The 14806-nt window shown below is 57.1% G+C and carries 14 protein-coding genes; 7 read left to right on the forward strand and 7 right to left on the reverse strand.

Translation table 11 applies throughout. The annotated features are described in order from the left end of the window. Nucleotides 1–613: 613 nt before the first annotated feature. Nucleotides 614–1573, reverse strand: a complete 960-nt coding sequence (locus P3T43_RS34910) for a hypothetical protein (protein ID WP_429285547.1) — start codon at nt 1571–1573, stop codon at nt 614–616. A gap of 1899 nt (nt 1574–3472) precedes the next feature. Between P3T43_RS34910 and P3T43_RS34915 the strand changes: the two genes are divergently transcribed. Continuing rightward, complete coding sequence (locus P3T43_RS34915; RefSeq protein ID WP_429285548.1) at nt 3473–3637, forward strand: hypothetical protein; 165 nt, start codon at nt 3473–3475, stop codon at nt 3635–3637. A gap of 98 nt (nt 3638–3735) precedes the next feature. Beyond that, nucleotides 3736–4044 (forward strand): hypothetical protein, encoded by a 309-nt coding sequence (locus tag P3T43_RS34920; protein WP_429285549.1) that lies wholly within the window; start codon nt 3736–3738, stop codon nt 4042–4044. Between the two features lie 387 nt (nt 4045–4431). On the opposite strand, the gene P3T43_RS34925 is transcribed toward P3T43_RS34920, so the two are convergent. The 6 genes from P3T43_RS34925 to P3T43_RS34950 all read right to left on the reverse strand — a co-directional run bounded on the left by P3T43_RS34925 (nt 4432) and on the right by P3T43_RS34950 (nt 7822). Then, entirely contained in the window at nt 4432–5211 is a 780-nt protein-coding gene (locus P3T43_RS34925) for a DUF29 domain-containing protein (RefSeq protein ID WP_429285550.1), read from the reverse strand. Nucleotides 5212–5257: 46 nt separating this feature from the next. Then, nucleotides 5258–5389 (reverse strand): hypothetical protein, encoded by a 132-nt coding sequence (locus P3T43_RS34930; RefSeq protein ID WP_429285551.1) that lies wholly within the window; start codon nt 5387–5389, stop codon nt 5258–5260. A gap of 125 nt (nt 5390–5514) precedes the next feature. After that, entirely contained in the window at nt 5515–5727 is a 213-nt protein-coding gene (locus P3T43_RS34935) for a hypothetical protein (RefSeq protein ID WP_429285552.1), read from the reverse strand. 453 nt (nt 5728–6180) lie between these two features. After that, nucleotides 6181–6630 carry a hypothetical protein gene (locus P3T43_RS34940; RefSeq protein ID WP_429285553.1) on the reverse strand — a complete coding sequence of 150 codons (450 nt, stop codon included), beginning with the start codon at nt 6628–6630 and terminating at the stop codon, nt 6181–6183. A 318-nt stretch (nt 6631–6948) separates the two neighbouring features. Then, the gene (locus tag P3T43_RS34945; RefSeq protein ID WP_429285554.1) at nt 6949–7152 is read right to left on the reverse strand and encodes a BPSL0761 family protein; all 204 of its coding nucleotides are present in this window, start codon (nt 7150–7152) and stop codon (nt 6949–6951) included. 148 nt (nt 7153–7300) lie between these two features. Beyond that, nucleotides 7301–7822, reverse strand: coding sequence for a DUF6471 domain-containing protein (locus P3T43_RS34950; protein ID WP_429285555.1), 522 nt, complete (start codon nt 7820–7822; stop codon nt 7301–7303). A gap of 771 nt (nt 7823–8593) precedes the next feature. On the opposite strand from P3T43_RS34950, the gene P3T43_RS34955 reads away from it, so the two are divergent. The 5 genes from P3T43_RS34955 (at nt 8594) to P3T43_RS34975 (ending at nt 14750) form a co-directional block, all read left to right on the forward strand. Further along, on the forward strand, nt 8594–9007 hold the full coding sequence (locus tag P3T43_RS34955) for a hypothetical protein (RefSeq protein ID WP_429285556.1): 414 nt from the start codon (nt 8594–8596) through the stop codon (nt 9005–9007). Between the two features lie 106 nt (nt 9008–9113). After that, nucleotides 9114–9887: a hypothetical protein gene (locus P3T43_RS34960; RefSeq protein ID WP_429285557.1), complete on the forward strand. Its 774-nt coding sequence runs from the start codon at nt 9114–9116 to the stop codon at nt 9885–9887. Then, nucleotides 9884–11911, forward strand: coding sequence for a Mu transposase C-terminal domain-containing protein (locus P3T43_RS34965; protein ID WP_429285558.1), 2028 nt, complete (start codon nt 9884–9886; stop codon nt 11909–11911). The genes P3T43_RS34960 and P3T43_RS34965 overlap by 4 nt, the downstream gene beginning before the upstream one ends. Then, entirely contained in the window at nt 11911–12900 is a 990-nt protein-coding gene (locus P3T43_RS34970; RefSeq protein ID WP_429285559.1) for an ATP-binding protein, read from the forward strand. The genes P3T43_RS34965 and P3T43_RS34970 overlap by 1 nt, the downstream gene beginning before the upstream one ends. 473 nt (nt 12901–13373) lie before the next feature. Then, nucleotides 13374–14750 (forward strand): hypothetical protein, encoded by a 1377-nt coding sequence (locus P3T43_RS34975; protein ID WP_429285560.1) that lies wholly within the window; start codon nt 13374–13376, stop codon nt 14748–14750. The last annotated feature ends 56 nt before the right edge of the window (nt 14751–14806 follow it).

Raw genomic sequence — 14806 nt, forward strand, 5'->3', positions numbered from 1 at the left:
TGTGTCAAAGTGATGCCCATCAGATCGGAAATGATGGACATCACTTTGATGTCGCCCTCAGCCAGCGTCTATAACGGCCGGGACGAGCCGCTTACCTCAGGGACGTCTCTTGAGGCTCAGCTTCGGGTGCGTTCCGGGGCCCGTAGGGCGAGCGCAGACGCACCCGGGGATGTCCGGTTCGCCAAGGGGATGACGCGGGAATAGGGATGCGTTAGAAGAGCGGCTGCAACTGACCGTCGAAGCGGCAGGCACGACACCGGTCATAACCGCCAAGTTCATTCCTGTGTCGAACCCCACACGAGCACAACGGCCTACAGTTGCGCCGAGCCAGTGTGGCGCCAAAGATTCAAAGAGGAGGCGTTGTGCTGCCCGAAAAGGCAAGGAATGGCGCGGATTCGCGTGATTTCCGCAAGCCATAAACACAAAATCCGCCAGAAAAGGCGGATTTTGCTTTGATAAGTTAATGCATCAGTAGGGCTTAGAACTGCGCCGTCGCGGTGGCCGTTACTGTCCGGTTCCCACCGCCATCACAACGATAGTATAGCCGATTCGAGTGCGATGAGCAACTGTGCTGGCGCCGGACCTACGCGAGGACGCGTTGTGCATCAACCGATTACCTTGCGACTTCCGCCAGTAGTTCACCCACGGTCATATTGAGGCTCGCAGCGATAGATGCAAGGTCCGCTTCAAGAGCCGTCACCTTGTCACTAAGCTGGTCAACTTGCACCTGAAGCGCTTTCGTCGACTCTTTCGTCTCTTGCAGATTCAGCGCGGTCTCAATCCGGAATTTCTGATGGACAGCGTACATCATCGCATCATCCAGCTCCTGTCGTATCGACGAAGTGATTTTCGTTGCGAAAGCAAGGTCTCGTTGGTCCACAGCCTGGCCGTTCGCTCCAGTGAACTTCCGGCGCATCGGCGCCATGATTCGGCTCGGCGCAACGGTTTCCATCATTTCGCAGATGGCCCAGCTCGGCTTCTGATAGTGAATGAGGTTCGAAAGACATGCCGTGACGTCCACCATTCTCAGACTGCTTTCGTTGTCCACCGGCTTCCTAGACGAAATTGGAATGACTTGAATCAGGTCTTGTTCTTTTCGCTCCAGCACTTGGTTCACGATGGCAAGACGCCTTTTTGGCATGCTTCCACGTTGGACAGTATCGACGTACCGCTTATTCGATTCGACTCCGCCAGCCTCATCCCCAATGTTCATTGCGTGGCCGTACTCCACCTCGACAATAGCGTTGCGGAAAATAACCTTCTTCGGGGTCGCTTTTTTCGCTGCGAGGATGGCACTCAGGTAGTAATTTTTCTTTACCGGTTCGCGCCGCAACAGGGTAACGACGTAAGTGCGTTGCGGCTGTGTGTAATCTTGACCTATGCCGAGGACTTCCCATCGGTATTCGTCTCTTCCCGAAAACTTCTTCGTCATGAAGATGGGGTCAGCGGGAGTCGGCGTGAACGGTAGCAGAACCTCAGTGATTTGGGTGTGAGTTTCAGACCCAAGCGCTTGGTGCTCCACGGCGCCAGTAGCTGGGTTCGTGACTTGCTCTTCGTAGTTAACAACAATCATCGTGGTCCGGCCCAAGCGTTTTTATAAAAGATACCCCGCAACAGCGCTCGTTATTCTACGTCGATGTGTGGGCTTTGCAACGCTTAGGCATACTCACTTGACTACCGACGCTCATCCCCGCGTCGCGTGTCCCTAGACCTGCTGGAGGGGGCATGAAAAAACACAAACGAGCATTCTCTGCGTTGTCCGGTCGAAAAATCGCTGGCTGAGGCTTCGGCTCCGGGCCTACCGTTTCGTGTGACTGAGCCCAGTTGTGCGCGATGCAGCGGCAGCTGTATGTGCGAGACGGAATCCTTGCGCTGTTCTTTTTCGGGCATGGTAACAGTAGCTGGTACGTCTTTCCGCCCACTATCGACAAGCGTAAGTTGAGCACGACCCCTCCATCGCGCGCCCTGTCGTCTTCCTCTAACGAGCCGGCGGCCATAAGTGGTGACCGTGCCCTGCATTAACAGGTGGCGGCAGCATTCATTCCATTGGGAGTCTGGTTTCAAATCTGCGAGCGGTGCTAGCACTCGACTCGCTTACGACCTTCCGGACAATAACCAAGCTGCAACCAAGCGACGAGAACGAGCGTTTTACGTCGATTTAAGGTCATTGCGCGGATATCCGCTTTCTGCTTCGTGACTGTCGGGCAGATTGTTGAGGTAGTTGGGTGCAGTCTAACGACAGCGCTAGGTAATGGGTGTACTAAGCTTGACGGGGTCCCGAGCCGAACTACAATCAAGCGTAACGAAGCTCGTTTCCTGACAACTTGACGATGCCGCTGCGGCAGGACTTGCGAGCGCAATCAGAATTGCTCGCATACCTCGTTATTTCACAACTCGTCACCCGACATGCGACAGGGGGCTGGATGTCGGTTCCACACACCGTAGAATCGGTTCAGATGTGGTTGCACTCAAACAAGCGCGATGAAGACTTGATACGACGTGTAATGGTCGCAACGAGGGCTTGCGCATTTGCGCAGCGCATTGAATCGGAACTTCATTTGGCTTTAAACGGTAGCACCGTTGCTTCAATGTTTGACGACAATCTGCGACTTGATTTCACGTCGACGATGGCTCGCGATATTTATCAGAGGTGTTTGAATTTTCTGCTCGGGACCCGGTGGTACGTGTAAGGTCACATTTTCAAGCGTCGCCGCGGCTGAATCGTTATCGTGTTCGTCGACCGTTCGAGACGTAAGGGTAAGGGAATCCACAACCATCGGATTAGTGTTGGCAGCGGCACTTCCTGGACTTGCCAAACGAACGCTGGGCCGTCGTTCCCTTACTGCGTGGTTGCAACACCTCTTGCAGATGACAACGTGGGTGCGGTACGTCCGCGCAAATCAATGGCAATGAGAGTACTGCGCGTTTGTCGGGTAACAGGAAGCCGCCGAAGCACCGGACGCGATTCGAGCAACCAAGCGGGCCACCGAACTGAGTTCTGCGTCGACGACGTTCGCGGCAGAGACGCACTCGATTCAGCATTTGAAGTCCTGCCGGTCGTCTGCGGTTAGCCGCCTCCTGGCACAACGATGCAGTCGCTCAACGTGGTTCCGAGACATACAGCCATCAGAATCAGCGCAAAGATTCGTTTCATACGTGCCTCACTTGTCAGTAGTGAGTGCAATATATTTGGAACGCGGATTACCAGTGAATTTGTGTATAACGAGACGTGTGATTTGAAACACCTACCCCGTCCTGGGCCGTCTCGGAAATCCCGTCCGCAGGGAAATATTCAATTTTCAGAACTCACAGCTCCGGGGGCGACATCGCGGGCGTTCGATGCGTCGAGGAGATGAGCGGCCGGAGGTTAGCTATGCTAACCATGAGCACGATATACATGAAACTTTCGGCAACGCATCCGCTTCACGGAGCTATACCGTTGACCTAACGGCACGGGCTAAATTCAACGAACATGATTTACTTCACGGACGAACAGATAGCCGCCAGCGAGCTGCGCGACGCCGCTTACTACGAAGCGGGTCACAAGATACTTTACACGCACTTCGGCGGCGACGGCGACGCGGTCGTGCGGAAGAACGAGAGCAGAAATCCAGAGGAGAAGAATGTGGCTCGGTAAGTTCCGTCCCCGCACCTTCCCCAGATGGAACGGACGCTGGCGCTGTCGCTTGGGGCCACCGTTCCGGAGCTACCCGCGAACTGGAGGGAATAGTCGGTATGGCTGGCCTGCTGGCCGAGGACATCCTGAGCGGCGAGACGGGCGACGCTGGCGCTATGGTCGATGCCTTGTTCTCCAGAATTTCCTTTGGCGAGGCCTCGCGTTCTAACCTCGCTCAAATGCGTGTCACGGACATCGACAGCTGTGAGTTGAGCCATGTGGTCGTCGAGGAGGCCGTGCGGCTTCTGCGCGAAGAGTGGGCGCTCGTCCAGGAGGAGGCCGAGTATCTAATTGAAGAGGTGGCCACGTTCCCGGGGCTGGGCATGACGCGGTCGCGCGCACGCTTGGATTCGCGCACTTTCATCTGATTGATTTTTAGTCGGTCACCGGGATACACGGCTCCATAACGTGGTCACGACAGCCACGAAAATCGTTCTGAGAGAGACTTCATGGTAGGTATCTAGCGAATTAATGGGCGGGGACTCCCGCGCGGGTAGGCCCCGAAGGCCCCGCAGCTTGCGGCGCAACCACGCCGAACGCGCTGCGCGAGCGAATGCGCTCTCAGCCTCTTGCGGCAGGTCCGTGACAACGTCAAATTCCCGGCCGTCGATGTACCCCGACAACGAATAGCCCGAGGCCCGCTGCGTCATCCACCCCACGTAGCCCCATGCAAAGACTTGGGTCACTTCGCCTCCTTCGTCGACATCGCAAGTTTCGCGATGAGTTGATATCTGGTGTTGACGCGGATTGTTCCATCAGCGCTGATTGTCTCGGATACGAAAGACCGTGCTTACCGGACGACGCCGGACCAATCCCCGAGTGTGTTTCGCTGTTCGTGCGCGACGCACCGCCGCTTTGACCGAACGTCCGAGTGCCCCCGATGGCATGGTGAGAATCGTGTCCACTAAATCGGGCGCGAGCATGCAAATCACGAATGCCATACGCGAAATTGTCGCCCCCGCTTTACCGTTAAGGCCTTTCGTAGGGCGCCCAACATTAATACGACAGTAGCGGATGCGGGCACCACCTTTCCCACCAACGCGTAGATAAGTAGCATCGATGTCGAACGTCAGGGCTCTCAGGTCCACGTGGCGACGCTTCGAGGCATTGGCTGGCAACCAGTCCTCAGAAAGAACATCGTCGATTGTCCAAGGACATTCCGATGGAAACCAATCGAGTCCGTTTTCAGTCGCCGCCTGAGCGAGTGCGTCTGCCCATATCAACGGGAACGTTCGTGGTTCATCAATCCGAGCACGCAGGCTCGGAGAGTCGTCCAGAATTTCGGCCGCCCCTAACCGTCGAGCCTCAATCATTGCCGAACGACTATCAGTGCGCTCGGCTGGCAGGTAGTGCCACTTGAGTAAATTAGCGAGCAGGACCGACATCTGTTTGGTGAGCTCACGCAGTTCCGCCTTCGCGACATCTTCAATCTCATCGGCAAGGTGCGCGATGTCCAGCAGGTCAAAACGATGTTCCCGCAGAAATCGAGCTTGTTCAAAAGCCCACGCGGAGACATCCTCGTCGTAGGTTGGCATCTGAACTCCTTGATAGACATCACCCGCGCCCAGCGAGTAACGAAAGTCATTTCCGGATGATTGCGACCACAAAGATGAAGCCGACTATCAGTCCGAGCACCAGAGCTATCCGGCCGACCCACTCGACCACGAAATCGACATTCTTCTGTGACTCTACGAAGCGAAACAGCCATTTCATGGCTTTCCTCGGCGGCGGTATGGACTTCTTTCACAACGCACCGCGCGCCGGTCCTGTTCGATTGGGTGGGACCTTTGACGCGACCGCCGACGCGCGATGAATATCCAGGTAGTGTGCGACGAGCTCTATAGGCCGGGCGGCTCCTTATCTTCAGTCTGCGAGTCGAGCCACTCTTTGGCAGCGCGCTTCCTAGCCGCAGCATAGTTTTCGACGGATGCATCATCGATTTCGTAATCCCCGTTCTTGGTGGGAGTGCCGGTCAGAGCGCCACGTTCAACGAGAACCCGAACGTGCGGACGGCTGACGAAAAGGTACTTGGCTGCTTCCATAACGTTCATGTGCCCCTCACCGGAGTAGCGTGTAGATGACGACCGCGACAGCGGACACTATGCAGATGACTGAGACGGTCCCACCTAGCCAAATCGCGACGCAGTCAACGTTCTTTTGCAATGAGGCGAAGCGAAGGAGCCATTCTGAAACAGGGTTGAGCCGCTTCATCTCCTTTCTCAATTGAATCGGATGCCATATCACTCGTCGTTACCGTCGACAAAAGGCTTGGGTAGCGCGCCAGAGCAAAGTCCCGACCATAGCTTCCTCTTGAAATCGTCAGAAACCACAGCGGTTGCATTCATTTGAAAATCTTGGGGACCAATATGGAGAGAACGAGGACCGCGCCGAGTAACGCAATGGCCCCGCCGAACCACTTCGCAACACCATCGATATTCTTCTGCGATGAAGCGAATCGGGTTAGCCACTTCATGTCAGAGCCCACCTGGTCAATATCGACGGCACTACCTGTGTCCGGCCAAAAAATCGGTCCAATCCCAGGCATAAGCACAGTCCCTTGACTCGGGGTCTTCTTCAATTAGCGGGCGTGTCGAATATTCGATACGCTTTTGGAACAGGCTTCGCGCTGGTTCCGGTATCTCCCGGAGGCGAACGTATGAAGTGTCACCCGCAGCGTGAACAGGAACATCAAGTTGCCGGGGCCGTGGGGGCAGTTCCTCTGTCCCTGTCAGCGTGACCGCAATTACGCGAGCTACCATGTCCCAAAGGGTTGCGGAGTAGCGCGGATAATCAAGCAGGTTTGCGCTGCCCGTATCATCCTGCACATCCTCGTGCAGTTCGACCCGGTAGTCGGCGAGCGCACCATCCTTGATTCGCCCGATATATGTGGTCGCGAGCACCCTGCGACCGCTCTTGCGCCCGCCCGGCCAGATTTCGACAGTTACTTTCAGCATGTTACGGTACCTCCACGACATATATCGCGTGGGAAGTTGCAGACTTGCTACGCTCCGTTTTACCAACGAGGAAAGCTATGCGCTGCAGTCTTTGTGCACCTCGGTAAGCCAATCTCGAATGCGCTGCTGAGCGCCTTCATCGCTGATGCCTCGCATCGAGTCGAGTAGCAGGAAATTCTGGACCAGGTCGCCCAGCTCACTACCACAATGATAGGCACCGCAGACTGAATCATCGATTGCTACCACGTCAATGCGATTCCGGTGACATATCGATGACTCGGTCTCTGAGTCGTGGGGCGGTTTTCATGAGTTCGCGCTTCAGTTCTGATTTGGATAAGCCCAAATACTCGGCAGCGCGGAAGCAGACAAACCTAGGTCTGCATCAATCGGATAGTGTTCAAGCAGGCCGGCTGCGACAGCTTGAACGAGGCCCGGGATGGTAATTTCGTCGGCCGCCGCGAGAATTCGAAGGAAGTCTCGCGTTTCGACGACGGCTTTGGTCCTCTCCTCGGGCTTCGTCATACCCGTGCTCCCACAAGCCAAACCTGCTGCAACCGTCCTCTCGGCCACAACGGATTCGGACGAAACCGGCCACATAATTCGCTACAAATGTCTCACGATTTAAGTTTAGTGGGCGTTGTCAAAAACGCAAGCAACATCGACAGCATCCTCATTCGCCGATGTTGTCGTTTACGTTTGGGCGGACCGCGGACACGAGGTCGGGGAAGTCGATGTATCGGTCAAGACTGGAACTTCCGAGCACGACAATGCACTGAAGAAAGAGGGAGAGGGGGATTGCCCCAGATGACAACTGCGAAATGAGTGCTCTTTCGCTGATGTCAACGCCAATGTCTGCGAGAGCCCTTTGCAACTTTTGTGGGGTGACCCATGGCTTCTGGGCTAATTCCGCCGCGACGACGACCTGCGCTCGGACTTCCCACGTATTGTCAGTGCTGAGGGCGTCAACCCAGCAGCGCGGAGGGAGCGCACGAGTTACGTCAATGATTTGCAAGAGCAAGGTTAATTTGACGGTCCCGCGCGAGACGCGGGAGATTAGCGAACGCTCCGTTTCTTTGACCCCGATAGACGTCAACGTATCGGCAAGCGCTGCGTAGCCGACGCCCTTTCGCTCAAGCGCGACGCGGATAACTCGGGAAGCCAGGTCCAACCACAGTGTATCTGCCTCGCTCACAAAAAGTCCCTTGTCTTTTGGGTGAAATGAGCTAAATTAAACGTGACAAATGTCGCGGTTATGCGGAAAAGTCGATGTGCTTGCAACTAGCCAATGTCACGCCCGTACTCGAGGGGAGTAGTTGGTTTTCGATGCGCCGTTGCGCAATGCCAATCCAGAACTGCAGAACGATGGACACTAAGGGCATGTTGCTAATGTGAGCAGGTCGGATACCAGCAAGCGCTGGCCTCATCTGCCCTGCTTCGAATCTGGCGACTAGATGCCAGGGCGATGCACTCGGTGTAAGCAATGTCGCAGTGGACGGCACCTGCAATTACAGCATCGGATAACGTGAAAATGCGACACCAATCATTAATTTGCAGTATGGCGAGAAATAAGCTTGGCCGCAAGCAACGATGGTCGAACCTACTTAACCTCTTCGTTGGAAGCGAAGCCGAGGAAAGGTCCTATCGTAGCTCCTCCGAGCCGACGCTCGCCTGCCGTGTGGTCATATTTTCAGCGTAAGCGCCAAGTCAATGTCCGGTTGCGCTTGCACCTGGGTGCGTTCGACTCGATATCGAAAACGGCCGGATAGCCGCGGGCTGCAACCCGTGGCGACCCACCCATTGGTCCAGCTAGGTTGCGCAGCTGTTCAGGCCTACGCCCGAAGAAGCCAAACATGCCACTGCCGCCGCGACCGGCTTACGGTCGCAATGCAGAAGAGCGCGACGCGGCAGGCCCTTTCTTACGAGCCCTGCGGTTTCCTCCACTGTGCGGCGAGGGAGTGTGCTCATGTCTGCCATCACGTTAGCCAACGGCAACATCTCTTGTCCAGAAAGGGCAGGTATTGCTGATGCACACTCGCGCCGCGCAGGTTGGTACATTGCGCACGCGCTTGTCCATCATCACCGAAAATCTGGCTGCGTCTGCCGCGCAAGCTCACCGGTGCACGGTGTATTCCCAAGGTTTTATCCGCGTTATCTCGACCACCGTGGCGTCGACAACAGCGTCTCCGTAACGTCACCACTACGCCGTGTAACGATGACGTTACACGCGCGTAACGCAAAAAATATTTTCAACAGCCGAATCATTTTCGCACCGGTAATCATCAGAGTTTTTGCGTGTAACGTTGGTCGAAGAGCGCTTAAAGTTCCTCAATTTCCAGTCGTAAGTCTGGCAGTTGGCAGCTCAATTGATGGCATATGATGAACAGACAACTCACTACCAAATCGCCTAACACGGCACTGGTTCCTACGTATATTCTGATACGTCTGGACCCAGACTTATCGCTGCCTGCGGGAAGAGGTGCGCTATGACCCGAACTCCCGCGTCCTATGGCCGTCGTGGGCGCCTGAATGGCGTCAACGTCGGCATCCGTCACACGGCGTCGACGTACGGTAAGGCGAAGTTCGGTCTGTACAGCGATAAAGCGAATGGCCATCTGATTGTCGAATCCGATGCCGAACGATTCGTCGCGCACCTTCTGGCGATTGACCCACGCGTCAGGGCTTTCCAGCCACAGCCGTTTTGTGTCGACCTGATTGACCAGCGCATGCTGTTCACGAGAGAAGCGGTACGCAATGCCTGGCACAAGCATCGTGATGCGCCCGGTCCGAAGTTCTACACCGTCGACTTCGGCATCGACTGGCAGGATGGCCTGCACCACGCTGTGGAGGTCAAGACCGAAGGCTTTCAGGGCGACGACGTCTATTGGGACAAGATTGCGCGCGCCCGTCCGGTTCTGGTTGCGAACGGCTATCCGTTGCGAACCGTGGTCCTTCCGGCAAATACCGCGCACCCGGTACGAATGAATTCGCGGGCGCTCAAGCAGGCTATGCACCAGGTAAGGTCGCACCTGACAGACGGGCTGGTCGAACGCGTCACAGCTCGCTGCCAGGACGGTACTGTCTCGTTGCGTACGCTTTGCTCAGACCTCGCACTTTCTCCCGGTCTAATTCCAGTGTTGCTAGTTGGTGGTGTGCTCGCGGCAGACCTCGTCAGCCACACCATTTGCGGCACGCTCGAACTTTCGCTCGCGTACGGAGACCTGGACCCTCTCTGTCTGCTTGAAGGAGTAGAAAAATGAACCGCGCGCTGCTCCTTCACGACCGGCTCGCTCCGCCCAGGAATCATACCGCCTACTGGGAGGTCATTGACCCTACTCCGCGGGGCGGATACATCAAGGTGTTCGATGCGGAAAAGCGCGAGGACCGATACGAGAAATTGGCTGACATTCATACGGGTATCTACGCCGGCAAGCTGACTGTGCTTCGCGTCGGCAAGCCCCGTTTCAGTCTGGCCGCACAACCAGAAGACAAGGTGCTTCATGAACGGAGCCGCTTTATCCACGAGGCGATTCGGCATATCCGCGATATTCAGAATCAGCGCGGTCTCAGCTTTCTGCAAGCGTATCGACTCGCTGCCGAAGAGTACCGTCAAGGGGATTCGCCGAATTACCATCCATTTCCGCCACCATCGACGATGTATCGGTATAGAAAGTCCGATGTGGCCGGCCTGCCGGTGCTGCGCGGAAGCAAAAACAAAGGCAACCGCGTACCGCGGTATCCACGAGAGGTTGATAACACGATATGCGCTGCCGCCGAGCAACATTACCTGGTGCCCATGTCACGGTGGTCCCTGAGGAGGTTGACCGACCATGTCAACCGCACCGTGCGCGGTGCGTTCGTGCCTGCGGACAATTCTCCGGTAAGCCTCCGATACGTAAAGAAGACAATCCTGCATTCTCTGAATCCCGACCCAGAGCACAGTCGGATGCTGCCGGAGGACGCCGTTGCTGGTAAGTCATTTGCGAAAAACCGCATCCGTTCCGAGGCCCCTTTCGAGCGGGTTGAGCAGGATGCCTTGCACTTGCCGTTCGTCTGCCAGACACCGGGCGGAATGACCAGCATGGTCTATCTCGTGCATGCCATTGACTGCTGCACGGGCTATCCGCTCGGCTGGCGTCTGGTTGTCGGCGCCCCAACGGATGCTGACACACTTGCGTGCGCGGAGATGTACATGGCGCCTATCAAGCTGAAGCGCTTCAAGGAAATTGGTGTCGACCACGACATGAACGTGTGCGGCACGCCCGCGCAGCTTGTCTTCGATAACGGCGCGGAGAACAAAAAAAGTCGCATCCAAAACTTGGAGAAGCTCGGTACCGACGTCAAACACTGCAGAGCAAGAGCCGGACAAGAGAAGCCCTTCATCGAGCGTCTGAACCGCTCGCTCAAGGAAGAACTGGAAGGCCTGGCGGGCTGCACCCGCATGGACGGTAAAGACGGGCAGCGTGACCCGATGGCTCTGGGTGACAACCTCCCGACGCTCGATGAGCTTGAGTGCCGTATTGTTCGCTGGTACTACGAAAAGTGGATTCACAAGCCACTTGAGCGTTTGCAATGGGACGCTGTCCTCACGGGTCTGCCTATGGGTGACACGCCCGCCGAGCGCTGGAAATATTTTGAGGCCTCTTGCTTCGCCATTTCCCTTCCGCCATCGCGCGCTGAATGGCTGGCGGCGCTTTACGAGCACACGGAGCGCCGGCTAAGCAGAAAAACAGGCATCACAATAGAAGGACTGCACTACAAGGACGAGGAGATTGAGGCTTTGATTGGAAGGTACGGAGAACAACGGATGCTTCACGTGCTTTTCAACCCAGACGATTTCCGACATGTCTATATTTACGAGGGCGACGACCTTCCGCTCGTAGCGTTGCCGTTTGAGCACCTGAAACCCGAGACTCCCGCCTGGTCCTTCAAGGAGGCGAAAGACCAGTTCACAAAGCACAAGTCTGGCTTCAAACCGGCACCCCAGGCCAAGAAGTTTGACCAGGACATGCGCGACGCCGTCGTGGCCGATTCTCTTGCACCCAAGCGCAAAAAGCCTAGCAAATACGAGCGTAATCGCGAGACCGCGCGTCGGGAGAAAGAGGCCAAGGCAGTCGGGCGCGCGGCCCAGGCGCCGCGCCCGGTGCCGCCGCCGAAGCTCTCGAAGGCCGGGCCGACTGAAGCTTCGGAAACACCGCCGGCTTCCATGCCGCCAATCAGTCCGATGTTCGACGACGTGTCCCTGCTCCCACTGCTCGACCGTAACAGCGGAGACTTACTCTAATGACGCCCGCAAAGCAACTACGCATCGCAATTGAAAAATGTGAGCTCCCTCATCCACTTTTCCTTGAGCACTTCAAGCCGCTCAGGCAACGCATTGAGGATGCCCTAGACGGGGGTGCGAGCCGCATCGAGCGTGTAATGGGTCCGTCGCGTGTGGGCAAGTCGATGCTCATCAATGCATTGAGTCGTGCTTTTCCGGAAAGGAAGGTGGACGGACGGCGCAATGTGCCGGTGCTTGTGGTGCCAGTACCAACGCCCGTATCGCCATTGCAGCTGCCATTGAGCGTCCTCGACGCACTCGGCCTGCCAGTGCAGCGCAGTCTTACGACAGTAGCAATGCGCGGCAGGATGCTGGAACAGTTGAAGGCCGCCAATACGCGTGTTGTGATTTTTGAGGAAGCGAGCCATCTTGTAGAGCCTGGTGCGCGGATACCGCCGCGCGGAGCTGGCGACTGGTTCAAGACACTGGCGGACTCGCACAATCGGACAGTGTTCATGTTTGGCGTGCCCCGTCTCGAGCGCCTGTTCGAATGCAACGAGCAATTGCGCACGAGGGCGTCGGCGCGGCGCCTTCTGTTGCCTTATGACTCACGCATCCCTGAAAACATGAAAGCCTTTCATATCTGTGTAGCGACCTATGCCAATCTTTTTCGCGAGTCCGGCTATCCGATAGACCTGCCGGCGTCGGCACTGACCTATCAGTGCTACCTGCTGAGCGCCGGATTGATTGGCGTACTGAGCCGGTTCATGCAGGAGTTGGCGAGCCAGATGGCGAGCGAATCGCCACGGATACTTACGTTCGCTGACTGCGCGAACGCAGCGGCCCGTGTCGAAGCCGCTGGTTCTCCGCACTTTCCGGCGTTCGCGAATCCGGAAGCCACGCTGACAGAAGTCTCCCCTGCGGCGCTTCATCAAGCCTTCGTGCACGTCATGAACGACACCGACCTCGCAGTTCCCATCATCCGCGAGCAGGCTGGAGGTGTCCAATGAGCCTACTTGTAACGCGTGCGCCGAGGGAGGACGAATCGGGCTTCGGCTACTATCGCGGGCTCACTGCCGACAACGTACTGTCCAACTGGCGCGAGCTCGCAGGACTTGCTGGCGTCCAGCGCAGCCGCAGCGCTTTGCTCGGGCATGCCGAATTCATTGCAGGACAGCTCGGTCTCGAAAGTGCATGGGCGAACTTTGCGAGCCAGCAGGAAGCCACCTGCCGTAGCTGGGGTCGCCTGCATCGCGCACAGACCGACGCGGTCTGTCCGGCCTGCCTAGACGAACCATATCTGAGGCATTACTGGGAACACACGTATGTCACGGCGTGTTCTCATCATCGTATTCAGCTGGTCGACAGATGCAGCGAGTGCGGTGAGTTGCTGTCGCCGCATCGGTACCACATCGACCGGTGCGATTGCGGTCACGAACTGCGTATGCTTCCTCGTATTCCGGCAACCCGCTCCCAGCAGTGGTTGTCGACGCTGATTGCGAGTGCGGGCAAAGAGTCAGGCAGCGTCGAGCCGTGCCTGCGTGGCGTGGATATCAATGGTCTGGTTCAGGCTGTCCGCACGCTCTGCCTGTACGCCTACCTGACAATCCCGGCACCTCGCCGAGGTGCCGCCCTACCGAATTCCATCGCCGAGGCTGTCGCTTTTCTGGAACCTCTCGAAACGCTGCTCGCAGACTGGCCAGCGGGCTTTAGGTCCCACGTCGAGAAGCGCATCGCAGCAGGCAGCCCCGAGGCGCGAACACTCAACACGCTGCTGGGCCGCTGGTACGTTGACCTGCGCAAGCTCTGCCAGGGCACTGCCCTCGAGCCGCTTCTCACGGTAGTCATCGAAGTTGCTGCTGAGCGGTTCGATGGCATCCTTGGGCTCGACTCTGCGAAAGCATTGGCGCAGGACGCAACCGAATACATGCGTGCTCCTGACGCGGCTAGCGCCGTCGGAGTCAGCTTATCCCGGCTTCACAAGGCTATCCAGACCGGGGAGTGTGGATACCGCACGCGTCGCGCCGGAACCCGCGGCCAGCTCTATGAAATTCCGCGCGCCGAAGTATCCCGTATCCAGGCGCGGCGTAGTGAATGGATGACGTGCGCGCAGGCCTGCGAACTGGCGGGCGTGCCGTCGTCCGTGCTGGAACACATGATGGCCGCCGGCGTCGTTCGTTCTGACGTCAACTGGCGACAGGACATCCTCAAAGGCGGCCAGGTCGAACGCGGCTCCGTGGTGGGACTGTTCGAGCGCGTTCGCGTCGCAGCCGAGCCGGCTGCAGCCGGCGAGGACGAGAAAGTCCTGTGGTCAGAATTCACCAGTCGACGCATGGGCGACCATCAGGCCATCCAGAACCTGATGCTGGCCATCGCTGACGGCAGGATAAAAGCGGTCGTTCGCGGCCGACGATTCGGCGACATGGTCTTTCGGCGCGATGACGTTGTGTCGTACTTCGGCACTCCATTACTTGAAGCGGGTATGTCGATTCAGCAGTTGTCGAAGTTCACAGGCTGGAAGTGGGAAAGCATCTCACACTGGATAGACCAGGGCCTGCTGGATTCGCAGTCGATTGCGCTACGTGGCCAGCCATGCAGGGTGGTGCTGCCACATCAGTTGCTGGCGTTCCGGCAAACGTATGTGCCCCTTGCGGACTTGGCGCGCGGAATGGGCACCAAGTCGTCAGCGTTGTCGAGACTCCTGTTGGGAATTGAGCTTGTAGGTGCTCGGCAACTGCCGGCCGGAAATGCTCGTGGCGCCCTCGTTCGCATCGCGGAACTAGGCAGGTTGGCGGTTCTCGGCGCGAGAGCCGGACAGGACGTAAGCGTCATTCGAAGGCCATATCGACATCGACGTTGAGAGTGTCCAAAGTGATGTCCATCACTTCGAGTAGTGGGGACCACTTTGATGACAGA

It is taken from the genome of Paraburkholderia sp. GAS41 (genome assembly GCF_050436545.1).
GTDB lineage: Bacteria > Pseudomonadota > Gammaproteobacteria > Burkholderiales > Burkholderiaceae > Paraburkholderia.